Raw genomic sequence first — 25,739 nt, 5'->3', positions numbered from 1 at the left:
CTCATGCCGGGCATTTGCCTGGCGTGAGGGGCGGTGCGACGTAGCCCGGCGGATCCACATCGCCGATGTCGGACCGGAGTTGTACGATGCGTTGCTTCAACGCCGCGATCCTGTCGGCATGCTCCGGCCGGTCAATGAGATTGACCTGCTCGTCGGGATCACTGGACAGGTCGTACAGCGCCCATTCCTCGGGCTGCTCCCAGAAGTGGATCAGCTTCCAGCGTTCGGTTCGCACGCCCCGATGCTTGCGCGCGCAATGCACTGCCGGGTACTCGTACCATTCGTAGAGGAAGTCCTCGCGCCAATCGGTCCTGCTTTCTTCCAGCAGGGGCTTCCAGCTGCGTCCCTGCATCCAGTCCGGGGGCGCCACGCCCGCCAGTTCCAGCAGGGTGGGCGCCACGTCGATGTTCAACACCATGTGGTCGTCCACGCGGCCCGGCTTGATGCGCTTCGGCCAGCGCATCAGCGTCGGTACGCGGATGGAGGGCTCGAGCATCAGGCGCTTGTCGTAGAAACCATGTTCACCCATGAACATGCCGTTGTCCGAGGTGTAGACCACGATGGTGTTGTCGGCAAGGCCGTTCTGGTCGAGGTAGTCCAGCACGCGGCCCACGTTCTCATCCACGCCCAGCAGGACCTGGTAGTAATTGCGGATGTAGGCCTGCAGCACGGCACGCAGGCGTTCTTCTTCGGGAAGATTCTCGTCCACCTGCGCCTTGCGGCGTTCCTTGTCGCGGAAGAAGTCGCCCATGTGGGCGATCTCCTGCGTGGTCTTCGAGAAGGCTGCCGGCGCCCCCTCCGGTTGAGGTTCCCCGAACCCCGGCGGCAGCGGGATATCGATGTCCTTGAAGGCATCGTAGAAGCGCGGGTCGGGTTCCCATGGGCCATGCGGGGCCTTGAACTGGTAGCACAGGCAGAAGGGTCGGTCCTTCGGTCGTTGTTGCAGATAGGCGATGGCCTGGTCGCCGATCACGTCGTCGGTATGGCCGCGGAAGCGGACGGGCGCATCGTTGACGATGAACTGCGGATCGAAATAGCTGCCCTGGCCTCGCAGGATGGCCCAGTGGTCGAAGCCGGTGGGCATCGACTTGATGTGCCATTTGCCGACGATTGCCGTGTGATATCCGGCCTGCTGCAGCAGCATCGGGTAGGTGATCTGGTCGTGGCGCAAACCCATCTGCTCGTACCAGCCCGGTTCCTCGCCGTTGCTGGTCACGCCATGCGTGTGTGCGTACAGACCGGTGAGATAGCTGGCGCGGCTGGGTGCGCAGACCGAGGTGGTGACGAAGGACCGGTCGAAACGGATGCCTTCGTTGCCGATGCGGTCCATGTTCGGTGTCTTGAGGATCGTGTTGCCATAGATGCTCAGGGCGTTCCGTGCCTGGTCGTCGGTCATGATGAAGATGATGTTCGGCGCATCCCGCTGCGGTGTCGCGGCACGCGAGTCGCGCGGCTTGGCCGCCAACGCCCGCAGCAAGGCCAGGCTCGATGCACCTCCACCCAGCAGTTGCAGGGCGCGACGGCGATTGATCCCGCTCATGGCGGCCTCCGGTTCCTGTTCGTTCCGCGGACACCCTAACGCAGGATGGAAACGATTTCAGGCTGTGCATGCCATGCTCGCAGAGCATGGGTGTGTCGCTGCTTTTGCGCTGCAATGCAGCATCTTCCAGGGGCATTGAAAGCCAGTCTATCTCTTTGATTCGAAAGCTTTTTCAAGGCTTCATAACAAGTGCTTTACACGTTTCCGTGAAAACGGTTACAGTCCGCGCCACCAACAGCAGTCATCACCGCGGAGGGGCGGGGAATGGCGCGAACCTCGGTCACCATCAAGGATGTCGCACGTGAGGCCCGGGTATCCGTGGCTACCGTGTCGCGTGCCTTGAACGGGCACGAGAACGTGGCCGAATCGGTGCGCCAGCAGGTCCTGGCCACGGCCGATCGCCTGCGCTACCAGCCGCACGCCGCTGCACGCAGCCTCAGCAGCCGCCGCACCCAGACCATCGGCGTGGTGTTGCCCGACCTGTATGGCGAGTTCTTTTCCGAACTGATCCGCGGCGTCGACCAGATCGCCCGCGCGCGTCGCCAGCATCTGCTGGTGTCCAGCTACCACGGCCACCCGGAAGAGCAGGGCGAGGCCTTGCGCGCGATGCGCGGCCGCGTGGACGGCCTGCTGGTGCTGTCGCCCTATACCGACCAGCCGGGTTTCCTGGTGGACAACCTGCCGTCGTCGCTGCCGGTCGTGCTCATCAACAGTGATGTACAGGACGCGACGTATCCCACGCTGACCATCGACAACTACGGCGCGGCCGTGGCGATGGTGGAACACCTGGCGCAGGCCGGCCATGCCCGCATCGCGTTCATCGGCGGACCGGATGGCAACTTCGATGCGCGCGAACGCCTGCGCGGGTATCGCGATGCGTTGGCGCGTTTCGTGCCGGATGCATCGCCGTTGGAATTCCCGGGTGATTTCAGTGAGTCCATGGGCTACGAAGCCGGCAAGCGCATCGCGCAGATGGCCGAGAGGCCGCAGGCCGTATTCGCGGCGAACGACATGATGGCACTGGGTTGCCTGTATGCGTTCAACGAAGCCGGCGTGCGCGTGCCGCAGGACGTGGCGCTGGCGGGTTTCGACGACATTCCGCTGGCGCGCTTCGTTCACCCGACCTTGACCACGATGCGCGTCAGTATTGCCGAGTTGGGTGGCCAGGCCATGAGCCGCCTGCTGGATGCCATCGACTCGGATGGCGCGCGCGTGGCGCCATCGGCGATGTTGACTCCCGAATTGATCGTCAGGGCTTCGAGTGTGGGAGAGGGCCGGCACGCAAAGACTTAGGCAGAGGCAGGACCGCTTTTTTTTGGGCGGGGATGTAATCGATTACAAGCGGCATCAAGCCGATATGCAGTACATCAATCTTTGGAGGGAGAGCCAATGAAACAGAGCAACCGCACTACGTTCCAACCCAATCGCAAGTTGCTGTCCTGCGCCCTGGCCAGCTGTCTGGCCATGGCCGCGCCGCACGTCATGGCGCAGTCCACGTCGGCCACGCTGCGTGGCGTTGTCGCACAGGATGCAACGGTCACGGTCACCAACGTGGACACCGGCCTGACGCGTACATCGAAGGCTGCCAATGGCAGCTACAACATCGGTGGCCTGCCGCCTGGCACCTATCGCATTGAAGTGAACGCGGGCGGCCAGACCAGCAGCCGCGCGGTGACACTGGCCGTGGGCCAGACCGCGACGCTGAACCTGCAGGAAGCGCCGCCGGTGTCGGCACCCGCGGGTGATGCGACCACGCTGGAGACCGTCCGCGTTACCGCCCCCATACTGGTGGAGACCAAGACGTCGGAAGTGGCCACGTACGTCAGCCAGAAGCAGATCGATGCTTTGCCTCAGGCTTCGCGCAACTTCCTAGCTTTCGCGGATACCGTACCCGGCATGATCTTTGAGCAGGGCGCGGATGGTTCCACCAAACTGCGTGGTGGTGGCCAGAATTCCAACGGCATCAATGTCTTCATCGACGGTGTAGGTCAGAAGAACTACGTCCTGAAGGGCGGCATCAGCGGTCAGGATTCATCCAGCGGCAATCCGTTCCCCCAGTTGGCCATCGGCGAATACAAGGTCATCACCTCCAATTACAAGGCGGAGTATGACCAGATCAGCAGCGCTGCGGTCACTGCGGTGACCAAGTCCGGCACAAACGAGTTCAGTGGAAGCTTCTTTTGGGATTACGCCCCGAGCGATTGGCGCAAACCTACGTTTGCGGAAGAGGTTTCGGGTCAGAAAGTCCGCTCCAAGGAAGAGCAGTACGGCGCCGCATTCGGCGGACCTATCATCCAGGACAGGCTGTTCTTCTTTGTTACTTACGAAGCCAAGGAGATCAACCGTCCGCGTACGGTCGGTCTGGGCACCAGCGCATTTGATCCTTCGTACCTGACGCCGGAAATCCTGTCTTACCTCGGGCCTGCGATCGCGCCGTTCAAGCAGGACAACTACTTCGGCAAGCTGACATGGCAACTGGGCGACAACCACCTGATAGACCTGTCCGCAAAATACCGTGAGGAAGAGGAGATCACGGGCGTCGGCGACGGTCCGAACACGCCGGAATACGGCAGTGCCAAGAGCAACGAGAGCACTCGCGTCGACCTCCGTTGGCAGTGGACCGGCGAGAATTGGCTCAACGACATGCATCTTACGTCCGAGGACGATACTTGGAGTCCGCGTCCCGTCACGATCGCGCCGGGTCGTTCCATCCGGTCCACGCTGACCAACATGAACGACGGCAACACGCTGATCAATCTTGGTGGCGGCGCGGACTATCAGGACAAGGGGCAGAAGGGTATCTCTTTCCAGAACGACTTCACTTTCACCGGCTTCAGCGCTCATACCCTCAAGACCGGCGTGAAGTTCAAAAGTGTCGAGATCAACGCGTTCGAGCAGCAGCCATACAACGCCCAGTTCCGCTACGACCTCGCGGAGAACATCGACGATGGCCGTACTGCGATCGACGATTTCATCCCTTGGCGCGTGGAATTCGGCGCACCGCTGGGTGGGGCTGATCGCGACATCACCTCGAAGAACAAGCAGTACGGCATCTACATCCAGGATGACTGGGAGGTCAATGATCACCTGACGTTGAACCTCGGCCTGCGATATGACTACGAAGAAACGCCGGGCTTCGAGAACTATGTGACGCCTGCCGGCATAGCCTCCGCACTGCGGGGCTGGAGCAACATCCATGGTCCGAACGTCGACTACAACATAGAGGACTACATCAGCAATGGTGGAAACCGGAAGGCTGATGATGACAACTGGGCGCCGAGGCTTGGTTTCTCCTACGACATTGGCGGCGATCAGCGCCACGTCATCTTCGGCGGCGCGGGCCGCTCCTACGACCGAAATCTGTTCGACTATCTTGCGCTTGAGCAGTCCAAGAGCACGTTCCCGCGTTACAACTACTTCTTCAACACCACGGATCACCCGTGCACGGTTGGGGCGGGAACATGCATCGCATGGGATCCGGCGTACTACGACATCGAAAACCTGTATGCGTTGACTACTGCGAATCCGAATCTGGGTTCTGAGGTCAATCTCATCAACAACGATCTCGAGACTCCGTACTCAGACCAGTTCAGCATCGGTATGCGCAACGTCTTCACCGTCTGGGGCAACGACTGGAACACGTCGGCCACCATTGCGCACGTCCGTAGCAAAGACGGCATTGTGTTCACGCTTGGTAACCGCTGGCCCGACGGCAGCTTCCGCAATCCTGCTGTGCCGGGTGCGACGTGGGGCAGCCAACCATGGGGTTTCCCGATCCCGGGTTACGGTACGCTGATCTTGGCCGACAACGGCATCGAAACCAAGACCAACCAGCTTTTGCTGTCCCTTGAGAAGCCGTACACCCAGAGTTCGCCGTGGGGCTTCACGGTCGCGTACACTTTCAGCGACGCCAAGGAAAATCGTTCCAACGCGGTCAACAACGATGAACACTATTCGTTCGACTACCCGAACCTGGACGGCCTGCCGTTCCTGCGGTCGGTCGGAGTGCCGAAGCATCGTCTGGTCGCCACCGGCATTTACGAGATCTACGACATCACGTTCTCGAGCAAGCTGACGCTGGAAAGCCCACGTCCGAAGGACGCGACGGATTGCTTCAACGCCTCCAGTTTCGACAACTGCTTCTTCAACCCGGCGACGCCGCGTGGGACGATCGGATACAAGTCGTTTGATCTTGCCGTGCAGAAGGTATGGAACACGGGCACCGACCTTCGGGTCCGCGCGCGTGTCGACATGTTCAACGTGTTCAACTGGCAAACCTATACGGATTTCGACACATGGCGTGGCGGTGTCGGTTCGCCCAACCCGAACTACTTGAATCGCAACGGCGTTGGAAGCATGTGGTCTCCGCGCATGGTCAAGTTGTCGCTAGGCTTCGACTGGTAATACATACCCGCCCTCGGGCGGCGCCTCAGGGCGCCGCCCGACCGGCGGGTTTGTTTTGTGCTCTTCTGTAATCGGTTACAACGGGAAAACGTTTTGAACAAGATCACCCCAGCCCCGCGCACGTCCTGGTTCATCGGCGTCGCGCTGACTCTGTTGATCGCCGGCTGCCAGAAAGCGCCGGAGGATAAAGCGGCGCCCGTCGCCAAGCCTGCCGCGCCTGCGGTCGCCGCCAAGCCCGAACCCCCGGCGAAACCGGAATTGCCGCCGCTGTTCCGCGACATCGAACGCCGCACGTTCCAGTTCTTCTGGGACACCACCAACGAGGTGAACGGACTTACGCCCGACCGCTACCCGTCGCGCCCGTTCGCCAGCATCGCGTCGATCGGTTACGCACTGACGGCGTATCCCATCGGCATCGAGAATGGCTGGGTCAGCCGCACCCAGGCGGTCGACCGCACGCTGACCACGCTGAAATTCCTGCGTGACGTGCCGCAAGGTCCCCAGAAGGACGGCAAGGGTGGCCACAAGGGTTTCTACTACCACTTCCTGGACATGAACACGGGTCACCGTTTCAACACCTGGGTGGAACTGTCCAGCGTCGATACGTCGCTGCTGCTGATGGGCGTACTGTTCGCGCAGTCGTACTACGACCGCGACGATGCGCGCGAGAAGGAGATCCGCGCCCTTGCCGACACGATCTACAAACGCGTTGACTGGACCTTCCTGCAGAACAACAAGCCGCTGATCTCGATGGGCTGGTTCCCCGAGAGCGGCACCATCCCGCACGACTGGAAGGGCTACAACGAGGCCATGATGGTCTACGTGCTGGCGATGGCCTCGCCGACGCATCCGGTGGGTCCCGAGGCGTGGGAAGTGTGGACGCGCAGCTACAGCGAGCTGTGGGGCGTGTTCCAGGGCCAGGAATACCTCACCTTTGCGCCGCATTTCGGCCACCAGTACAGCCATGTCTGGATCGACTTCCGCGGCATCCAGGACGCCTACATGCGCGAGCGCGGCATGGACTATTTCGAGAACAGCCGGCGCGCCACCTACGCACAGCGCGCGTATGCCATCGAAAACCCGATGAAGTGGAAGGACTACGGCGAGAACGTGTGGGGCCTGACCGCCTCCGACGGTCCGCAGCAGACCACGCAGGAGTATCGCGGCGAACAGCGCCCATTCCGCCACTACTCCGCTCGCGGCGCCGGCTTCCGCGAGAACTTCGACGACGGCACCATCGCGCCGACCGCTGCAGTGGCCTCGCTGCCATTCGCACCGGAGATCGTCATTCCGGCCACCGAGGAAATGCACCGCCGCTACGGCGATTACCTCTACTCCAGTTACGGTTTCCTGGATTCGTTCAACCCCAGCTTCGACTACGACATCCCGCTGAAGACGGGGCGCATCGTCCCGGGCAAGGGCTGGGTGGCCAGCGACTACATCGGCATCGACCAGGGCCCGATCCTGGCGATGATCGCGAACTACCGGAACGACTTCGTCTGGAGCGTGATGAAGAAGAACCCGTACATCCGCGATGGCTTGAAGAAGGCGGGCTTCGAAGGAGGCTGGCTGGACGCGAAGACGGAACAGGCGGCGGCGAACGCCGCGACCACGCCGACGGCGCCGCCCGATCTCGATGCGGCCGCCGCACGCGCGCTGGGTACCGCGGAGTCGCGCGCCAACCAGGCCTCACAGCCCGAGGCGGCGCGTCCGCAGCAGCCAGAGTAAGCTGACCGCATGGATCGGCGTGCGCCAGCAAGGGTCTCTCCGGCACGCATCAGGGTCTTCTCCGGTGGAAGGAGGGCCCTGGTGCGCTGCTGTTTTTTCGTGATCCTGGCGTCCGCGCTGATGATCATCGCGGGGTGCGCACGCCCGCAGGACGACCGCACCACCGTGCGGTTCTGGGTGATGGGCTACGAAGGAGAGGTCGTCGCCAAACTGCTGCCCGAATTCGAGCGCCAGCACCCCGACATCCATGTCGACCTGCAGATCGTGCCGTGGCTGTCGGCGCACGAGAAACTCCTGACGGCGTTCGCTGGCGAATCGCTCCCGGACGTCAGCCCGATCGGGAACACCTGGATCCCGGAATTCGCCGCGCTGGGCGCGCTTGAGCCGCTCGACGACGAGATCGCCGTGACCTCCGGCTTCGACCAGCAAGACTTCTTCCCTGGTGTGTGGGACACGGGCGTGATCGACGGTCGCGCCTATGCGGTGCCCTGGTATGTCGAGACACGGCTGCCGTTCTATCGCCGCGACATGCTGGCCAAGGCCGGTGTGGAGACGCTGCCCGCAAGCTGGGACCAGTGGCGCAGCGCCATGCAGCAGGTCAAGCGGGTCGCGGGGCAGGGCAACTATTCCATCCTGCTGCCTCTCAATGAATTCGAGCCGCTGCTCAGCCTGGCGATCCAGCAACCCGAGCCGCTGCTGCGCGACGGCGGGCGCTACGGCAATTTCCGCAGTGAAGGGTTCCGGCAATCGCTGGGCTTCTACAAGGAGATGTTCGAACAGGGCTGGGCGCCGATCGTCACCAACAACCAGATCTCCAATGTCTGGGACGAGTTCGGCAAGGGCTTCTATTCGTTCTACATTTCGGGCCCCTGGAACATCGCCAAGTTCAAGGAGCGCTTGCCCGTGTCGCAACAGGACGACTGGATGACGATGCCGCTGCCTGGCCCGAACGGCCCCGGTGCATCGCTGGCCAACGGCACCAGTTTCGTCGTGTTCAAGGATTCGCCGAACAAGGCCGCGGCGTGGGAGCTGATCGCGTGGCTGTCGTCGCCATCGGTGCAGGCCGAATTCCATGCGCTGACCGGTGATCTTCCGCCGCGTCGTTCGCCGTGGCAGACGCCTGCGTTGGCGAACGATCCGTATGCCCGTGCATTCCGCGAGCAGCTGGAACGTGCGGTCTCCACGCCCAAGGTGCCCGAGTGGGAGCGTATCGCCACCGAGATGCGGCTGGTCGGCGAACAGGTCGCGAACGGCCGCATGACCGTGGACCAGGCGGCGGAAGAACTGGACCGCCGTGCCGACCGCATCCTGGAGAAGCGGCGCTGGATGCTGGACCAGGCGGCGAAGCCGGGGGCTGCGCCATGAGATCGAGGCACTCCCTTGCCGGCTGGCTGTTCGCCGCGCCCGCATTGACGGTCATCGTGGTCTTCTTCGGTCTGCCGGTGCTGGCCGCGCTCGCGCTCAGCGTGACCGATTTCGACATCTACGCGCTGGCCGACATCGGCAACCTGCGCTTCGTGGGCCTGGACAACTACGTCGGCCTGCTGCAGAACCCGATGTTCTGGAAGTCGCTGGGCAACACCGTCTACTTCGTGGTCGTCGGCGTTCCGCTGTCGGTGGCCCTGTCGCTGGGCGCAGCCCTGTTGCTGCATTCGAAGCTGGGGCGCTTCAAGGGCTTCTTCCGTACCGCGTTCTTCGCGCCGGTCGTCACCACCGTGGTCGCTGTCGCGGTGATCTGGCGCTACCTGTTCCACACCAGGTACGGGCTGGTGAACTGGGGCCTGTCCTGGGTCGGCATTGATCCCATCGACTGGCTGGGCGATCCCACATGGGCCATGCCGACCATCATCCTGTTCGCCGTCTGGAAGAACTTCGGCTACAACATGATCATCTTCCTCGCCGGCCTGCAGAGCATCCCCGAAGACCTGTATGAAGCCGCGCGCATCGATGGCGCGTCGCGCTGGGCGCAGTTCCGCCACGTCACCCTGCCGCAACTCGGGCCGGTGCTGCTGCTGGTCGGCATCCTGACCATGGCCGGTTACTTCCAGCTGTTCGCCGAACCTTACGTGATGACGCAGGGCGGGCCGCTGGAGAGCACCAAGAGCGTGCTGTACCTGATGTACGAAGAAGGCTTCAAGTGGTGGAACCTGGGCAATGCGTCGGCGGTGGCATTCCTGCTGTTCGTGCTGATGACCGTCGTGACCAGCGCCCTGCTGTGGTTCGCGCGCAAGCGGGGGGTGGAATGAACCAGCGCCTGGCTGCCGTCGTCGTCAACGCGCTGCTGGTGGCGCTGGCCGTGATCAGCCTCGGGCCATTGCTGTGGATGCTTTCCGTCTCCTTCATGCAGACCGGCGAGGCGGGCCACTTCCCGCCACCGTTGCTGCCGTCCGCGCCAACGCTGGACAACTACCGCGAGCTGTTCGTGCGCGCCGGCATGGGCCGCTACCTGCTGAACAGCTTCATCGTGTCCACCAGCGTCATGCTGCTGTCGCTGCTGTTCAACACCATGGCCGGCTACGCTTTCGCCAAGCTGCGCTTCAAGGGCCGCGACCGGACGTTCCGTGCATTGCTGGCGGCGCTGGTCATCCCGGCCCAGGTGGCGATGATGCCGCTGTTCCTGCTGCTCAAGCAGATGGGGCTGGTGAACACCTACGCAGGCGCCATCGTGCCCGGCATGGCGGCGATCTTCGGCATCTTCCTGGTGCGCCAGTACGCGCGTTCGATCCCGGACGAACTGCTGGAAGCCGCGCGCATCGACGGCGCCAGTGAAGCCCGCATCTTCTTCCAGATCGTGTTGCCGGGCTTGAAGCCGATCCTGGTGACGCTGGCGATCTTCAGTTTCCTCGGCGCATGGAACGATTTCATGTGGCCGCTGATCGTGTTGAGCGACGACGCCCTGCAGACCTTGCCGGTCGCGCTGGCGGGCCTGTCGCGCGAGCACGTGATGGACTACGAATTGATGATGGCCGGCTCGGTCGTCACCATCCTGCCGGTGCTGTTGCTGTTCCTTGCGTTGCAGCGCTACTACATCCAGGGCCTGTTGCTGGGTAGCGTGAAGGGCTGACCCGGGAACCGGATCGTCGCGGAGCTTGAATCACCATGAACATTGAATCGTCATTCCCGCGCAGGCGGGAACCCAGTGACTTCGCCTTTCGCAAGGCTGCGCTGGCTTGTAGCGTGCTGCTCGCGTCGGCTGCACCCGCGTTCGCTGCGCAGGACGGAGTCCGCATCCTCGACGACTTCAGCGATCCCTCGGCATGGCGCGTGGTGACCTCCAACCAGGTCAGTGGCGCGCTGCGCACGGTGGATGGCGTGGAGGGCAAGGCCCTGTGCCTTGACTACGACTTCAACGGCGTGTCGGGCCATGCCGGCATCCAGCGCGACCTGCCGTTGTCGTATCCGGCCAATTACAGGTTCGGTTTCCAGCTGCGCGGAGATTCGCCGCGCAACGATCTGCAGTTCAAGGTGGTCGACGCCAGCGGCGACAACGTCTGGTGGGTCAACCGGCCGAAGTACGAGTATCCGTCCGTGTGGACGCCCGTGCGCTACAAGCAGCGCCACATCGACAAGGCGTGGGGCCCGGACCCGGACCGCGTACTGCGCCGGAGCGAGAAACTCGAGTTCACCGTCTACAACAACGCGGGCGGCAAGGGGTCGGTCTGCTTCGACCAGCTGACGTTCGAGCCGCTGCCGGTGGACGATGGCGCCCCGTTGACCGGCCAGGCAAGCGCTACCGTCGCGTTTCCCGCAGGCCCGGCGGCGATGGCCATCGATGGCAGACCGGAGACGGCCTGGTCGGCCGACCTGCATGGAGACACGGATCCCCAGCTGACGCTGGACCTGGGCAGGGTACGCGAGTTCGGTGGACTGGTACTGCGCTGGAAAGCCGGTCAGCACGCATCGGATTACCTGGTGCAGCTGTCCGACGACGGCGCTCGCTGGCGCGACGTGCGCACCGTGGTGGGTGGCAACGGCGGCAACGATTATCTGGCGCTGCCGGAATCGGAGGCGCGCTATGTGCGCGTCAATGTCGGCGATGGCCCCGGGCGTTCGTTCGCACTGTCGGCACTGGAAGTGAAGCCGTTGGCATTCGCCGCGCATCCGAACGATCTGATCAAGGCGATGGCGGCCGAGTCGCCGAAGGGCTGGTTCCCGCGTGGCTTCAGCGGCGAACAGCCGTACTGGACGATCGTGGGGCTCGATGGTGGACGCGAGCAGGGGCTGATCGGCGAGGACGGTGCCATCGAGATCGCCAAGGGCGGCATCAGCGTCGAGCCGTTCGTGCAGGTCGATGGGCGCTGGATCGGCTGGGCGGACGTGAAGGCGACGCAGTCGCTGCAGGATGGCTATCTGCCGATCCCGACGGTCGCCTGGACGCACGCCGACTTCGCGCTTTCCACCACGGCTTTCGCCGCGGGCAGGCCCGGCGACTCGCGCGTCGTCGCCCGCCATCGCCTGACCAACACGGGCGTTGCGACGCGCGAGTACGTGCTGGCGCTGGCTGTGCAGCCCTGGCAAGTGAATCCCCCCAGCCAGTTCCTCAACACGACGGGGGGGTTCAGCCCGGTCAACGCGCTGGAGTTGCGTGGCGGCGTGGCCACCGTCAACGGGCGCGACAGCATGCGCTTCGCGCCGCCCGACACGGTGCTGGCATCGCGGTTCGATGAAGGGCTGGTCCGCGAGCGGCTTGACGTCGTCGATGCCGGGAGGGAATGGGGCAGCGCGCAGGTGACGGGCGATGCGACCGGTCTTGCCTCGGGCGCGGTGCTGTACCGGTTCACCCTGGCGCCGGGCGAAAGCCGCGACATCGACTGGGTCGCACCGCTGGAAGGTGCGCTGCCTGCACGCATCGACGCGGCACGCGACCAGCAGGCCACCGCGGCCGTGTGGCGGGAAAAACTCGGCGAAATGAAGCTGCAGGTACCGGCGGAAGGCCAGCCGGTGGCAGACACGCTGCGTACCGCGCTGGCGCACATGCTGATCTCGCGCATCGGCCCGCGCCTGCAACCGGGCACGCGTTCCTATTCGCGCAGCTGGATCCGCGACGGCGCGATGATTTCCGAGGGACTGCTCCGCCTGGGCCGCCCGGAGGTGGTCAAGGAATACGTCGAGTACTACGCGCCCTACCAGTTCGAGAATGGCAAGGTGCCGTGCTGTGTCGACGACCGCGGCAGCGATCCGGTGCCGGAGAACGACAGCCACGGCGAGCTGATCTTCAACATCGCCGAGTACTACCGCTACACCGGCGACAAGGCCTTCCTGCGGAAGATGTGGCCGCACGTGCAGGGCGCCTTCGCCTACATGGAAGAACTGCGCCTCAGCGAGCGCACCGAGGCCAACCGCGCGGTCAATGCAGCGTTCTACGGCATGATGCCGGCCTCGATCAGCCACGAAGGCTATTCGGCCAAGCCGATGCATTCGTACTGGGACAACTTCTGGGCGCTGCGCGGCTACAAAGATGCCGTCGAGGTGGCCGACGCGCTGGGTGAAGCCGCTGTGTCGAAGCGCATGGCCGCGTCACGCGACCAGTTCCGCGATGATCTGTACGCGTCGCTGCGCGCGGCTACGCAGCTTCATCGCATCAACTACCTGCCGGGTGCGGCGGAGATCGGCGACTTCGACCCCACCTCGACCACCATCGCGCTTGCACCGGGCGGCGAGCAGGGCGAGCTGCCTGCCGACCTGCTGCATGGCACGTTCGAACGCTACTGGACCGAGTTCGTGCAGCGCCGCGACGGCAAGCGCGAATGGAAGGATTACACGCCATACGAATGGCGCAACGTGGCGGCCTTCGTCCGGCTGGGCTGGCGGGAGCGGGCGTGGGAGGTGCTGGATTTCTTCTTCAAGGACCGTGCGCCGCAGCCCTGGAACCAGTGGGCGGAGGTGGTGTCGCGCACGCCGCGCACGCCGTTCTTCGTCGGCGACCTGCCGCATGCGTGGGTCGCGTCGGACTTCGTGCGTTCGGCGCTGGACATGTTCGCCTACACGCGAGAGCTGGACGACAGCCTCGTGCTGGCCGCAGGTGTCCCGGCCGCATGGCTGGACGGCGAGGGCATCGCCATCGAGGGCCTGCGTACCCCCAACGGCGTGCTCGGCTATTCGCTGCGCAACGGTGGTGGCGAGGTCGTGCTGGACGCGAAGGCCGGATTGAAACTGCCAGCCGGTGGACTGGTGCTGCCGTGGCCGTACAGGCAGGCACCCGGCGAGACGCGCATCAACGGCAAGCCGGCGCAGTGGAAGGATGGCGAACTGCGCATCTCCACGCTGCCCGCGCGCGTAGTGGTCAAGATGCCCTGACCATAGAGCAGGGCCCGCTCCGCTGCTGTGGTCGGGATGCCTGCTGCATGCTTGAGCCGGGCAAGCCCGGCGCTACGTCGTTCGCGGGACGGAGTACATTGCGACGTACCGCCCGTCCTGCCGCGTCGCCGCCATGCTCGCCGACTCCACGCGCATCCCGCTCTGGCCGCTGCCCCTGCTGATCACGCTGCTGTTCCTGGTCGCCGCGCATGCCGCCTACCTGCTGTCGATCCAGGGCGGCCATGTGCCGGCCTGCATGCCATACACGGAAGGTTGCGTCTCGATCAGTCGTGCGGCTCGGCACGGACTGGGCAATCACCTGTTCCGCTTGATGGTGATTCCGTGCGCGGTACTGCATGCACTGGTGTGGTGGCTGTCCATGCGCTGGTTGCACGGCGGGCGGGCGATGGTGCTGTTGGGTGTCCTGTCCGCGCTCGCACTGGCGGTGTACGCCACGTTTCTTGGCACCGAGGGCGAGACCTACCGTTTCCTGAGGCGCTACGGCGTGGTCGTCTACTTCGGATTCGGTTATCTGGCGCAGCTGGCGTTGATGCGTCGCGCGTCGCGGATGCGCGCACTCTTGTCGGGGACGATCACGGCGATGTCGTGGATCTCGCTGGCAATGCTGTTGCTCGGCGTGGCGAATGTCGCGGCCGGTTTGCTCGTCGCCGACACGGCCGCGAAGGACAGGTGGGAGAACGTCTTCGAGTGGTGGCTCGGACTGCTGATGGTGGGCTGGTATGCCGTGCTCGCATGGGGATGGAGGCGGCAGGGCCTGGCAGCGGACCTCAAGCCCCATGCTCCACTGTAGGAGCGACGTGAGTCGCGACCGCACGGCAGCCGAGTGCGGTGGTGTCAGCACAAGCATGATGCTCCCGGCGGCAGCCCCCCGGTTGCAGCCAACTTCACGATGCCTCATTTCCGCGGTCGCGACTCACGTCGCTCCTACACCCCCGCCAGCGGAGCTGTCAGCTGCGCACGCGCTGCACGATGCCGGCGGCCTTGGCCGAACTCTCGGTGACCTTGTCCCACTCTTCGTTGTCCAGCCAACCCTTCGGGACCATCCACGAGCCGCCGATGCAGACCACGTTGGGCTGCGACAGGTAGTCGGCCGCGGTGTCTTCGGTGATGCCGCCGGTGGGGCAGATCTTCAGTTCCGACAGCGGGCCGGCGAGGCCTTTCAGCATCGCCAGTCCGCCGACGGCGGTGGCGGGGAACAGCTTGCACACACGGAAGCCGCGCGCCATCAGAGACAGCAGTTCGGTCGGTGTGGCGGCACCGGGCACCACCGGGATGTCGGCGGCAGCCAGCGCCTCCGCCATCTCCGGCGGCGTGCCGGGTGTCACCAGGAAATCCGCGCCCGCCGCGATGGACTGCTCCATCTGTTCGATGGTCAGCACCGTGCCCGCGCCGATCACGATGTCCGGCAACTCCTGTTTCAGCATCGCCAGCGCTTCCATCGCCACCGGCGTGCGCAGCGTCAGTTCGATCGCGGGCAGGCCGCCTTTCAGCAGCGCTTCGGACACCTTGCGCGCTTCGCCCAGCGTGTGGACGGTGACGACCGGCAGGATGCCGGCGGCGCGGAGGAGGGATTCGGCTTTCTGCTGGCGGGCTTCGATGGTCATAGTGGAATGTTCGGCTGGAAGGAGAACTGTAGGAGCGCCCTCGGGCGCGATGCTTTTCGGGAATGGCGAGAAGAAGAGCATCGCGCCCGAGGGCGCTCCTACAGAGGGAACAGGATGCTACGCATCCTTGGCTTCATGCGGCGCCTCGGCCGCATGCGCGGCATCGCCCAGTTCGTACTCGGCATCGTATTCCCACGTGCCGTCGTGGTACGGCAGGCCGCAGGAAATCGACATGGCGCCGCGATCGGCAGGCGTGACCACGTCGCGACTGACCGCGAACAGGTTGCGGCCCAGGTCCAGCGCGGCCGGCGAGGTGTTCGGCGCGATGTCGCGTGCCGCCCATTCCGCCGCATCGACCAGGGCTTCCAGCGTGCCGGCCTCCGCATCCAGGCGCACGATGTCGCCCTCGCGCAGTTTGGCCAGCGGACCGCCGCGCGCGGCCTCCGGGGTCAGGTGGATGGCGGCGGGAATCTTGCCCGAAGCGCCGGAGAGGCGGCCGTCGGTCACGAGTGCCACGCGCCGGCCCTGGTTCTGCAGCAGGCCCAGCAGCGGCGCCAGCGAATGCAGTTCCGGCATGCCATTGGCGCGGGGGCCCTGATAGCGGACCACGGCCACGAAGTCCTGCGGCAATACGCCGGCGGCGTGCAGTTTGTTCAGTGCGCGCGGATCATCGACCACCACCGCAGGCGCTTCGATGTAGCGGTACTCCGCCTTCACCGCCGATGTCTTGATCAGCGAACGGCCCAGGTTGCCACGCAGCAGGCGCAGCCCGCCCTGTGGCTCGAACGCACGCGAGACGGGACGCGCGACCTCCTCGTCGGCGCTCTGGGCAACGCCGGGCGCGTAGGCCAGCTTGCCGTCCTGCAGACGCGGTTCGTCGCAGAACGCGCGCAGGCCGCCGGGCACGATGGTGGTGATGTCGTGCATCAGGCCGGCATCCAGCAGTTCACGGAACACGAACTGGGTGCCGCCAGCCGCGGCGAAGCGGTTCACGTCCGCTTCGCCATTGGGGTAGACGCGCGCCAGCAGCGGCACCGTCTGCGCGATCAGGTCCATGTCGTCCCAGGTCAGCACGATGCCGGCCGAGCGCGCGACGGCGATCCAGTGGATCGTGTGGTTGGTGGATCCGCCGGTCGCCATCAGCGCGGCCATCGCGTTGACGATGGCGCATTCGTCGATCAGGCGGCCGATCGGACGGTAGTCATCGCCCAGCGCAGTGATGCGCAGCGCGCGCTCGGCGGCGGCGCGCGTCAGCACGTCCCGCAGTGGCTGGTCGGGATTGACGAACGACGTGCCGGGCAACTGCAGGCCCATCGCTTCCAGCAGCACCTGGTTGGAGTTGGCGGTGCCGTAGAAGGTGCAGGTGCCGGCGGCGTGGTAACTGGCGGCCTCGGCTTCCAGCAGTTCCTCGCGGGTCGCTTCGCCGGCGGCATAGCGCTCGCGGACGGCCGCTTTTTCCTTGTTGGGGATGCCCGGCGACATCGGGCCGGCCGGTACGAACACCGCCGGCAGGTGGCCGAACGCCAATGCCCCCATCAGCAGGCCCGGCACGATCTTGTCGCACACGCCCAGGTAGAGCGCGGCGTCGAACATGTCGTGGCTCAGCGAAATCGCCGTGGCCTGCGCGATCACGTCGCGCGAGAACAGCGACAACTCCATGCCGGGACGGCCCTGCGTCACGCCATCGCACATGGCGGGTACGCCACCGGCGACCTGCGCGGTGGCGCCGAGGTCGCGCGCCACCTGGCGGATGATCTCCGGGTAGTGCTCGAACGGCTGGTGAGCCGAGAGCATGTCGTTGTAGGCGTTGATGATGCCGAGGTTCGGCGTCACGTCAGCGCGCAGCCGGCCCTTGTCGGTGGGGCCGCAGGCGGCGAAGGCATGCGCAAGATTGCCGCAGCTCAGGCGGGCGCGTTGAGGGCCATCGCGATGGGCGGCATCGATGCCGTCGATGTAGGCGCGGCGCAGGGGTGCGCTGCGCTGGCGGATGCGTTCGGTGACTTCCTGGATACGGGGGTGCAGGCTCATGGGCGTAGGGCTAGGCTGCAGACGCGGACATTCTGCATGGCGTGGCGAGATGAGGCCGTGAGGCGCAGCCTTCCGGCATCTCCAGCGCGTGGAGGGGAAGGGCGGGGAACGACGGCGACGGCATGATGCTTTCTACCGCCTTTGACGCAGGCGCGAAAGCGACCAAAGGCAGACCAGTCCCTGCAGCGGAGCATTGCGCGTGTTGCGTTGCAGCGCGCATCTGCGCAAAACCTCAGGCGCGCGCGGGGGGCCTGGGGCCGAACAGTTCGACTGCGTACGCCGCCGCGCCCAGCAGGCCCGGGCGCGGATGCATGTTCGCGAGCGTAGGCACGCGGCCCATCGCGGGCGAGAAGCGCCCCTTGTGTTCGAAGCGCTGGCGGAAGCCGGAATGTTGCAGCGAGGTCAGCAGCTTCGGCACCAGCCCGCCGGTGAGGAACACGCCGTCCCATGCGCCCGTGGTCAGCACCAGGTCGCCGGCAATGGCGCCGAATACCGCACAGAACACATCCAATGTGCGCACGCAGCGCGGATCGCCAGCGGCGGCGCGCGCCGTGACGTCCTTCGGTTCCAGCGGGCCGCCGGGATCCTCACCCGCGATCTCGCTGAGCGCGCGGTACAGGTTCACCAGGCCCGGGCCGCAGATCAGGCGTTCGTTCGACACGCGGCCGAACTGCGCGGACAGGATGTCGAGGATGCGGATTTCTTCCGGCGTACCGGGCGGAAAACTGACGTGGCCGCCTTCGGTCTCCAGCGGATACGCGCGTCCGTCGCGGATTACCAGCGCCGCCACGCCCAGGCCCGTGCCGGGGCCGATCACCGCATACGTGCGCGGTACCGACAGCGGCGCCGGCGCCCACTGCGCGCCGCCGATGGCGACCACATCGCGGGGCGTCAGCAGCGATACCGCCATCGCCTGCGCGGCGAAGTCGTTGACCAGCTTCAGGCCCTGGAATCCCAGTGCCTGCCGCGTGCGGTTCACCGAGATCACCCACGGATGATTGGTGATGCGGGCTTCGTCGCCATCGACGCGCCCAGCAACGGCGAACACGCCATTCAAAGGCTGGCCGTTCTGCGCCGTGGCGCCGGTTTCATCGAGGTAGTGCTGCGCGGCCTCGGCGAGCGACGGGAAATCGGCCACCACGAACTCGCGCACGCTGTCGTCCAGCAGCGGAACGGATGCCGCGGCATCGGCCAGCGCGAAGCGCGCATTGGTACCGCCGATATCGGCGAGAAGGACGTGCTCGGCGTTGCTCATGCGGCAAACATCCTGTTCGATGCGGGGTGGCTTCCAAAACGGGTCCGCTGCATTCGCCTGGTCGATCCTGTGCTGCCGGAGAAGGGCCACATCGCGTGGGCGGCGCATGATAGCGCGCACCTGCGCCGGCGGGATGTCGGCGTGCGCGTCCATGCGGCATCCGTATACGTATGCGCCATTCCGGAATAGGAGGACGTGCGGTCGGAGGCGCAGAGAGACGTGGGGGACATGGCGTGCGTGGGCTGTGCGACCCGCCCATGTGCACCAGCGCGCAGGGGACGGCTTGCGTTGTGAAAACGGTTACATGGCAGAATAGCCGAACTTCCCCGCCTGCGGAACGGGAAGCCGAACGCATCGCCCGCGAGGGCATGCCTGCACCCGGGAGGGCCGGAATGCAGCGAACCAGCACGGGCGACGCCCGACCGGAGCAATGATGGCCAGTGTCCAACTCGACCGCGTGCGCAAGGTGTACGACAACGGCCAGGTGGCCGTGCACGGGGCCAGTTTCGAGATCGCCGATGGCGAACTCATGGTGCTGGTCGGCCCGTCCGGCTGCGGCAAGTCCACGCTGCTGCGCATGATCGCCGGGCTGGAGGAAATCTCCGACGGCAACCTGCTGATCGGCGAACGGCGCGTCAACGACGTGGCGCCGAAGGACCGCGACATCGCGATGGTGTTCCAGAGTTATGCGCTGTACCCGCACATGACGGTGGCCGAGAACCTGGCCTTCGGACTGAAGCTGCGCGGGGCGCCGCGTGCCGAGATCGATCGGCGCGTCAACGCCGCTGCCGAGACCCTGGGCATGACGCACATGCTGGGCAAGCTACCGCGCGAAATGTCCGGCGGCCAGCGCCAGCGCGTGGCGCTGGGTCGTGCGCTGGTGCGCGAGCCGTCGGTGTTCCTGCTGGACGAGCCGCTGTCGAACCTGGACGCCAAGCTGCGCCATTCCGTGCGCACCGAGATCGGCCGCCTGCACCGGCAGCTCGGCGCCACCATGGTCTACGTGACCCATGACCAGGTGGAAGCCATGACGCTGGGCCAGCGCATCGTGGTGCTGAAGGATGGCGAGATCCAGCAGATCGACACGCCGATGGCGCTGTACGAGAAGCCGGCCAACCTGTTCGTCGCCGGTTTCCTCGGTAGTCCGGCGATGAACGTGCTGTACGGCACGCTGCACCAGGCCGATGGCCTGCATCTGTCACTCGAAGACGGCACCCAACTGCCGCTCGGCCATGCCCTGGCGGCCGATGCATGGAGCGGACGACGCGTGGCGCTGGGCCTGCGCCCCGAGCACCTGCTGCCCGCCGGCATCGGCAAGCCCGCGTTCGAGGCGCAGGTGGAACTGATCGAACCGGTGGGCAATGAAGTCTTCGTCAACCTGACCTATGCCGGCCACGCGCTGGTTGCCCGCATGCCGCCGCAGCGCCTGCCGGAACCCGGCGAGACGCTGCGCGTTACCGTCGAAGGCGCGACCTTGCATTTCTTCGACCCGGATACCGGATTGCGGCTGTCGTAGAGACGCATCTTGCCTACGCCGTAAAGGGCCAGCGTGCCGTTCCGCATCGCTGTCATGGTAGGGGCGCCCTGGGGCGCGATGCTTTCCTATCCGCTTGACGAAGAGCATCGCGGGCATGGCCCGCTCCTACAATGAAGGGAAGCAGGGTCGCCTCGGTGTTGTAGGAGCGCCCCATGGGCGCGATGCTTTTCGATCAGGTTGCGGAAGAGCATCGCGGGCATGGCCCGCCCCTACAATCAGGGTCGCTTCGGTGTTGTAGGAGCGCACTCGGGCGCGATGCTTTTCAGTACGTTGTGCAAAAAGCATCGCGGGCATGGCCCGCTCCTACAGTTTCTCTTGCGCGGGGCAGGGCCCCAGGGTCAGCCGCGGCTGACCGTGCGCACCGCTTCCGCCACATACCCGAGGTTCTGCTGGTTCAGCGCCGCCACGCAGATGCGGCCGGTGCCGACCGCATAGATGCCGAACTCGTCGCGCAACCGATCCACCTGCGTCTTGCTCAGGCCGGAATACGAGAACATGCCCGCCTGCCGCTGGATGAAGGCGAACTCCGGCGCGCCAAGGGCGGCCAGCTTGTCCACCAGCCCGGCGCGCAGGGCATGAATGCGCTCGCGCATGCCGCCCAACTCGCTTTCCCAGACCGCACGCAGTTCGCTGCTCGCCAGCACCCCGGCCACCAGTGCGGCGCCGTGCGTGGACGGGCTGGAGTAGATGGTGCGGATGATGCGCTTGACCTGCGACTGCACGGCCTTGGTCGCGTTGGCGTCCGGCCCGACCACCGACAGCGCGCCGACGCGCTCGCCGTACAGCGAGAACGACTTGGAATACGAGTTGGCGACGATGAAGCTGTCGATGCCGGCCTCGGCGACGATGCGCACGGCGGCCCCATCTTCAGTGATGCCCTTGTCGAAGCCCTGGTAAGCCATGTCGATGAAGGGGAACAGCCCGCGGTCCTTCATCAGCGCCGCGACCTGCTTCCACTGCTCGACCGTCAGGTCGGCGCCGGTGGGGTTGTGGCAGCAGGCGTGCAGCAGCACGACGGTGCCCGGCTTCAGCTGGCCCAGGTCGGCGAGCATGCCCGCGAAATCCAGGCCATGGGTGGCGGCGTCGAAGTAGGTGTAGTCGACGATGTCGAACCCGGCCGCGCCGAACACGGCGCGATGGTTCTCCCAGCTCGGATTGCTGATCGCGATGGTGGCGTGCGGCAGCAGCTTCTTCAGCAGGTCCGCGCCCACGCGCAGCGCGCCGCTGCCGCCGACGGTCTGCGTGGTGGCCACGCGGCCGGCGGCGACCAGGTCGGACTCCTTGCCGAACACCAGTTCGCGGGTGGCGGCGTCATAGGCGGCCAGGCCGTCGATCGGCAGGTAGCCGCGCGGTTTGGCGGCCTCGGCGAGAGCCTGTTCCACCTGGCGGACGCAATCGAGCAGGGGGATGCGGCCCTGTTCGTCGTAATAGATGCCGACGCCCAGGTTGACCTTCTGGGTGCGGGGATCGGCGTTGTAAGCCTCGGTCAGCCCCAGGATGGGGTCGCCGGGCACCAGTTCGACGGATGCAAAAAGAGACACGGAGTGGGGACCGTTGTTGAGTGAGGAGGAGGGGTGAAGCGGCCTGCGATGCTAACAGGCGCAGGCCTCTCCGTACGCCGGCAGTGGTGCGGCGTGCGTCACCGGACGGCCCGGGCATCCCATGGCAGGGGCGGCTATACTCATCCGTTGGCGTGCCCCAAGGCAGGCCTGATTGCCAGTCAAATCAATGAATTGGCAATCGAAGCTGATCCCACTTCACACTTGCGGCAGCGCGCCGGCCCGGTCCGGTCGCGGTGCCCGGAAGACACCGCCGCATGCGCCTTTCCACCATCAAGCTGTCCGGTTTCAAGTCGTTCGTCGATCCCACCGTGCTGCACCTGCCGACCAACATGACCGGCGTGGTCGGCCCGAACGGCTGCGGCAAGTCGAACATCATCGACGCGGTGCGCTGGGTCATGGGCGAGAGTTCGGCCAGCCGCCTGCGCGGCGATTCGCTGACCGACGTGATTTTCTCCGGCTCGGCTGCGCGCAAGCCCGTCTCGCAGGCCTCGGTCGAACTGATCTTCGACAACAGCGACCACACCATCAGCGGCGAGTTCGCCGCCTTCAACGAAATCTCGGTCCGGCGCCTGGTCAGCCGCGACGGCCAGAGCAACTACTACCTCAACGGCACCAAGTGCCGCCGCCGCGACATCACCGACCTGTTCCTCGGCACCGGTCTGGGCCCGCGCAGCTACTCGATCATCGAGCAGGGCATGATCAGCCAGATCATCGAGGCCCGCCCGGAAGACCTGCGCGTGTACCTGGAGGAGGCCGCCGGCATCTCCAAGTACAAGGAGCGCCGCAAGGAAACCGAAACCCGCATCCGCCACACCCGCGAGAACCTCGACCGCCTCAACGACCTGCGCGAGGAGATCGGCAAGCAGCTCGAGCACCTCAAGCGCCAGGCCAAGCAGGCCGAGCAGTACAAGGCCCTGCAGGAAGAACGCCGGGTCAAGGACGCCGAGTGGAAGGCGCTGGAATACCGCGGACTGGACGGCAAGCTGCAGGGCCTGCGCGAAGCGCTGTCGCAGGAAGAAACCAGGCTGCAGCAGCTGATCGCCGAACAGCGCGAAGCCGAGCGCCTGCTCGAAACCGACCGCGTGCGTCGCGAGGAAGCCGCCGACGCGCTCAACAAGGCGCAGGGCGAGGTCTACCAGGTCGGCAGCACGCTGGCCCGCATCGAACAGCAGATCCAGCACCAGCGCGAACTCGGCGACCGCCTGAAGAAGGCCCGCGACGAAGCCCACAACGCGCTGCAGGAACTCGGCCAGCACATCAGCGGCGACGAAACGCGACTCAACGTGCTGCGCGAGTCGGTCGCCGATGCCGAACCGCAACTGGAGCAGTTGCGCGAGGAAGACGTGTTCCGCCAGGACGCGCTGCGCGAGGCCGAGACCCGGCTTTCCGACTGGCAGCAACGCTGGGAAACCCATAGCCGCGAATCCGCTGAAGCCTCGCGTGCGGGCGATGTCGAACGCACCCGCGTGGATTACCTCGACCGCCAGTCGCTGGAAGCCGAACGTCGCCGCGAGGCATTGGCCAACGAGCGCCTCGGGCTGGACCTCGACGCGCTGGCATCCGCCTTCGAACAACTGCAGCTGCAGCACGATACCCAGAAGGAATCACTGGACACGCTGGCCGAGCAGGTCGAGGCGCGCAAGCAGGGCGCCGCCGACATGCAGGAACAGCAACGCGCCACCCAGACCGAACTGTCCGACGTGCGCAAGCGCGCGCAGGAAGCCCGCGGCCGTCTGTCCTCGCTGGAGACCCTGCAGCACGCCGCGCTGGGCCAGGAGCAGGGCGCCGCGATGAGCTGGCTGAAGGCGCGCGGACTGGACAACGCTTCACGCGTCGGCGAAAAGCTGACCGTCGAGCCGGGCTGGGAGAACGCCGTCGAAGGCGCGCTCGGCCAGCTGATCGAAGGCGTGCTGGTGGATGCCCCCGAAGCGCTCGTCGATGCGCTGGGCGAACTCGGCGACGGCCGCATCGCACTGGTATCCGATGACCGCAGCGATGTCGCGTTCGCACCGACCTCCCTGGCCGCCAAGGTGCAGGGCCCGGCGGCGATCCGTCGCCTGCTGGCCCGCCTGCACGTGGCCGAGGACCTGGGCGAAGCCCGCCGCCTGCAATCGCAGCTCGGCGAGGGCGATTCCGTCATCACCCGCAACGGCGAACGCCTCGGTGCAGGCTGGGTGCGCGTGCTGCGCTCTGGCGCGGCCAAGCAGGGCGCGCTGCTGCGCGAGCGCGAGATCCAGGCGCTGCGCGGCGAGATCGAAACCCTGCAGGCGCGCGAAGCCGAACTGGAAGAGCGTCTGGCGCAGTTGCGCGACCAGCTGCTGGCCGCCGAGCAGCAGCGCGAAGACGCGCAGCGCACGCTCTACATGGCCCATCGCGGCGTGTCGGAACTGGCCGGCCAGCTGCAGAGCCAGCAGGGCAAGGTGGAGTCCACCCGCACCCGTCTGGAACGCATCGATGGCGAGATCGCGCAACTGGTCGAAACGCTGAACACCAGCCGCGAACAGGCCCGCGAGGCGCGCGCCAAGCTGGAGGATGCAGTCACCCGCATGGGCGACCTGGAATCGGCCCGACAGGCACTGGAAGGCGAACGCCGCCAGCTGGTCGACGCCCGCGACCAGGCCCGCGAGGCCGCCCGCAGTTCGCGCGACACCGTGCACGCGCTGGCACTGACACTGGAATCGCAGCGCGCCCAGATCGTCTCGCTGAGCCAGGCGCTGGACCGCATGGGCGGGCAGCGCGGGCAGCTGGACTCACGTCTGGAAGAACTCACCCTGCAGCTGAGCGAAGGCGATTCACCGGTGCAGGAGCTGGATGCCCAGCGCCAGGCCGCGCTGGAACACCGCGTCACAGCCGACCGCCAGCTGGCCGAAGCGCGCTCGCTGCTGGAAGGCATCGACAACGAACTGCGCCAGTACGAACAGACCCGCCAGCAGCGCGACGAACAGGCGCTGGCCCAGCGCGAGCGCATCTCGCAGCGTAAGCTCGACCAGCAGGCGCTCGCGCTGAAGGCCGAGCAGCTGTCCGAAGCCGTCGTCGCCGGCGGTTTCGTACTGGACGACGTCATCAACACGCTGCCCGAAGTTGCCGACATCCGCGAATGGGAGCAGGCCGTCACCCAGATCGACGGCCGCATGCGCCGGCTGGAGCCGGTCAACCTGGCCGCCATCCACGAGTACGGCGAAGCCAGCCAGCGTTCGGAGTACCTGGATGCGCAGAACGTCGACCTGACCACCGCACTGGAAACGCTGGAAGAAGCCATCCGCAAGATCGACCGCGAGACCCGCGGCCGTTTCAAGGACACTTTCGACCGCGTCAACGCTGGCGTGCAGCAGCTGTACCCGCGCTTGTTCGGCGGCGGCCATGCCTATCTGGAACTCACCGGCGAAGACCTGCTTGATACCGGCGTGGCCATCATGGCGCGCCCGCCCGGCAAGCGCGTGTCCAACATCTCCCTGCTGTCCGGTGGCGAGAAGGCGATGACCGCCGTGGCGCTGGTGTTCGCCATCTTCCAGCTCAATCCCGCGCCGTTCTGCCTGCTGGACGAAGTCGATGCACCGCTCGACGAGGCCAACGTGGGCCGCTTCACCAACATGGTGAAGGAGATGAGCGAGAAGGTGCAGTTCCTGTTCGTGTCGCACAACAAGGCCACGATGGAAGCCGCACACCAGCTCAGTGGCGTTACCATGCGGGAACCCGGTGTCAGCCGGCTGGTGTCGGTGGACCTGGAAGAGGCCGCCCGCCTGGCCGGCGCCGCCTGACCCTG

Annotated in this window: 15 protein-coding genes; 10 read left to right on the top strand and 5 right to left on the bottom strand. The window is 65.7% G+C overall.

Going from position 1 to position 25,739, the window contains the following annotated elements; translation table 11 throughout:
* Position 1 precedes the first annotated feature (1 nt).
* A complete protein-coding gene (locus OY559_RS11790) occupies positions 2–1,540 on the bottom strand; it encodes a sulfatase family protein (RefSeq protein ID WP_277726448.1) in 1,539 nt (512 codons plus the stop codon).
* A 264-nt stretch (positions 1,541–1,804) separates the two neighbouring features.
* On the opposite strand from OY559_RS11790, the gene OY559_RS11785 reads away from it, so the two are divergent.
* The 8 genes from OY559_RS11785 (at position 1,805) to OY559_RS11750 (ending at position 14,780) form a co-directional block, all read left to right on the top strand.
* Complete coding sequence (locus OY559_RS11785; protein ID WP_277726447.1) at positions 1,805–2,833, top strand: LacI family DNA-binding transcriptional regulator; 1,029 nt, start codon at positions 1,805–1,807, stop codon at positions 2,831–2,833.
* Between the two features lie 96 nt (positions 2,834–2,929).
* Positions 2,930–5,944, top strand: coding sequence for a TonB-dependent receptor (locus OY559_RS11780; RefSeq protein ID WP_277726446.1), 3,015 nt, complete (start codon positions 2,930–2,932; stop codon positions 5,942–5,944).
* A gap of 93 nt (positions 5,945–6,037) precedes the next feature.
* The gene (locus tag OY559_RS11775; protein ID WP_277726445.1) at positions 6,038–7,672 is read left to right on the top strand and encodes a glucoamylase family protein; all 1,635 of its coding nucleotides are present in this window, start codon (positions 6,038–6,040) and stop codon (positions 7,670–7,672) included.
* 81 nt (positions 7,673–7,753) lie between these two features.
* Positions 7,754–9,037, top strand: coding sequence for a sugar ABC transporter substrate-binding protein (locus OY559_RS11770; RefSeq protein ID WP_277726444.1), 1,284 nt, complete (start codon positions 7,754–7,756; stop codon positions 9,035–9,037).
* Positions 9,034–9,918, top strand: coding sequence for a carbohydrate ABC transporter permease (locus OY559_RS11765; protein WP_277726443.1), 885 nt, complete (start codon positions 9,034–9,036; stop codon positions 9,916–9,918). The genes OY559_RS11770 and OY559_RS11765 overlap by 4 nt, the downstream gene beginning before the upstream one ends.
* Positions 9,915–10,736 carry a carbohydrate ABC transporter permease gene (locus OY559_RS11760; RefSeq protein WP_277726442.1) on the top strand — a complete coding sequence of 274 codons (822 nt, stop codon included), beginning with the start codon at positions 9,915–9,917 and terminating at the stop codon, positions 10,734–10,736. The genes OY559_RS11765 and OY559_RS11760 overlap by 4 nt, the downstream gene beginning before the upstream one ends.
* 35 nt (positions 10,737–10,771) lie before the next feature.
* Positions 10,772–13,969 carry a discoidin domain-containing protein gene (locus tag OY559_RS11755; RefSeq protein WP_277726441.1) on the top strand — a complete coding sequence of 1,066 codons (3,198 nt, stop codon included), beginning with the start codon at positions 10,772–10,774 and terminating at the stop codon, positions 13,967–13,969.
* Between the two features lie 133 nt (positions 13,970–14,102).
* A complete protein-coding gene (locus OY559_RS11750; RefSeq protein ID WP_277726440.1) occupies positions 14,103–14,780 on the top strand; it encodes a hypothetical protein in 678 nt (225 codons plus the stop codon).
* Positions 14,781–14,937: 157 nt separating this feature from the next.
* Here OY559_RS11750 and OY559_RS11745 read toward each other — a convergent pair whose 3' ends face one another.
* The 3 genes from OY559_RS11745 to glk form a co-directional block, all read right to left on the bottom strand.
* The gene (locus tag OY559_RS11745; protein ID WP_277726439.1) at positions 14,938–15,594 is read right to left on the bottom strand and encodes a bifunctional 4-hydroxy-2-oxoglutarate aldolase/2-dehydro-3-deoxy-phosphogluconate aldolase; all 657 of its coding nucleotides are present in this window, start codon (positions 15,592–15,594) and stop codon (positions 14,938–14,940) included.
* Positions 15,595–15,711: 117 nt separating this feature from the next.
* Positions 15,712–17,622: a phosphogluconate dehydratase gene (edd, locus tag OY559_RS11740; protein ID WP_277726438.1), complete on the bottom strand. Its 1,911-nt coding sequence runs from the start codon at positions 17,620–17,622 to the stop codon at positions 15,712–15,714.
* Between the two features lie 232 nt (positions 17,623–17,854).
* Positions 17,855–18,877 (bottom strand): glucokinase, encoded by a 1,023-nt coding sequence (gene glk, locus OY559_RS11735; protein WP_277726437.1) that lies wholly within the window; start codon positions 18,875–18,877, stop codon positions 17,855–17,857.
* A 433-nt stretch (positions 18,878–19,310) separates the two neighbouring features.
* On the opposite strand from glk, the gene ugpC reads away from it, so the two are divergent.
* Entirely contained in the window at positions 19,311–20,393 is a 1,083-nt protein-coding gene (ugpC, locus tag OY559_RS11730) for an ABC transporter ATP-binding protein (RefSeq protein WP_277726436.1), read from the top strand.
* 359 nt (positions 20,394–20,752) lie between these two features.
* On the opposite strand, the gene OY559_RS11725 is transcribed toward ugpC, so the two are convergent.
* Complete coding sequence (locus OY559_RS11725) at positions 20,753–21,955, bottom strand: amino acid aminotransferase (RefSeq protein WP_277726435.1); 1,203 nt, start codon at positions 21,953–21,955, stop codon at positions 20,753–20,755.
* 275 nt (positions 21,956–22,230) lie between these two features.
* On the opposite strand from OY559_RS11725, the gene smc reads away from it, so the two are divergent.
* Positions 22,231–25,734 carry a chromosome segregation protein SMC gene (gene smc, locus OY559_RS11720; RefSeq protein ID WP_277726434.1) on the top strand — a complete coding sequence of 1,168 codons (3,504 nt, stop codon included), beginning with the start codon at positions 22,231–22,233 and terminating at the stop codon, positions 25,732–25,734.
* The last annotated feature ends 5 nt before the right edge of the window (positions 25,735–25,739 follow it).

It is taken from the genome of Pseudoxanthomonas sp. SE1 (assembly GCF_029542205.1).
Lineage (GTDB): Bacteria > Pseudomonadota > Gammaproteobacteria > Xanthomonadales > Xanthomonadaceae > Pseudoxanthomonas_A.
Note: the sequence above shows the minus strand (reverse complement) of the source record. Positions and strands in the feature narration are given on the sequence as shown.

Coding starts and splice junctions, on each gene's coding strand:
- OY559_RS11790 (WP_277726448.1), bottom strand. CDS start 1,540: ATGAGCGGGATCAATCGCCGTCGCGCCCTGCAACTGCTGGGTGGAGGT.
- OY559_RS11785 (WP_277726447.1), top strand. CDS start 1,805: ATGGCGCGAACCTCGGTCACCATCAAGGATGTCGCACGTGAGGCCCGG.
- OY559_RS11780 (WP_277726446.1), top strand. CDS start 2,930: ATGAAACAGAGCAACCGCACTACGTTCCAACCCAATCGCAAGTTGCTG.
- OY559_RS11765 (WP_277726443.1), top strand. CDS start 9,034: ATGAGATCGAGGCACTCCCTTGCCGGCTGGCTGTTCGCCGCGCCCGCA.
- OY559_RS11760 (WP_277726442.1), top strand. CDS start 9,915: ATGAACCAGCGCCTGGCTGCCGTCGTCGTCAACGCGCTGCTGGTGGCG.
- OY559_RS11755 (WP_277726441.1), top strand. CDS start 10,772: ATGAACATTGAATCGTCATTCCCGCGCAGGCGGGAACCCAGTGACTTC.
- OY559_RS11750 (WP_277726440.1), top strand. CDS start 14,103: ATGCTCGCCGACTCCACGCGCATCCCGCTCTGGCCGCTGCCCCTGCTG.
- OY559_RS11745 (WP_277726439.1), bottom strand. CDS start 15,594: ATGACCATCGAAGCCCGCCAGCAGAAAGCCGAATCCCTCCTCCGCGCC.
- edd (WP_277726438.1), bottom strand. CDS start 17,622: ATGAGCCTGCACCCCCGTATCCAGGAAGTCACCGAACGCATCCGCCAG.
- glk (WP_277726437.1), bottom strand. CDS start 18,877: ATGAGCAACGCCGAGCACGTCCTTCTCGCCGATATCGGCGGTACCAAT.
- ugpC (WP_277726436.1), top strand. CDS start 19,311: ATGGCCAGTGTCCAACTCGACCGCGTGCGCAAGGTGTACGACAACGGC.
- smc (WP_277726434.1), top strand. CDS start 22,231: ATGCGCCTTTCCACCATCAAGCTGTCCGGTTTCAAGTCGTTCGTCGAT.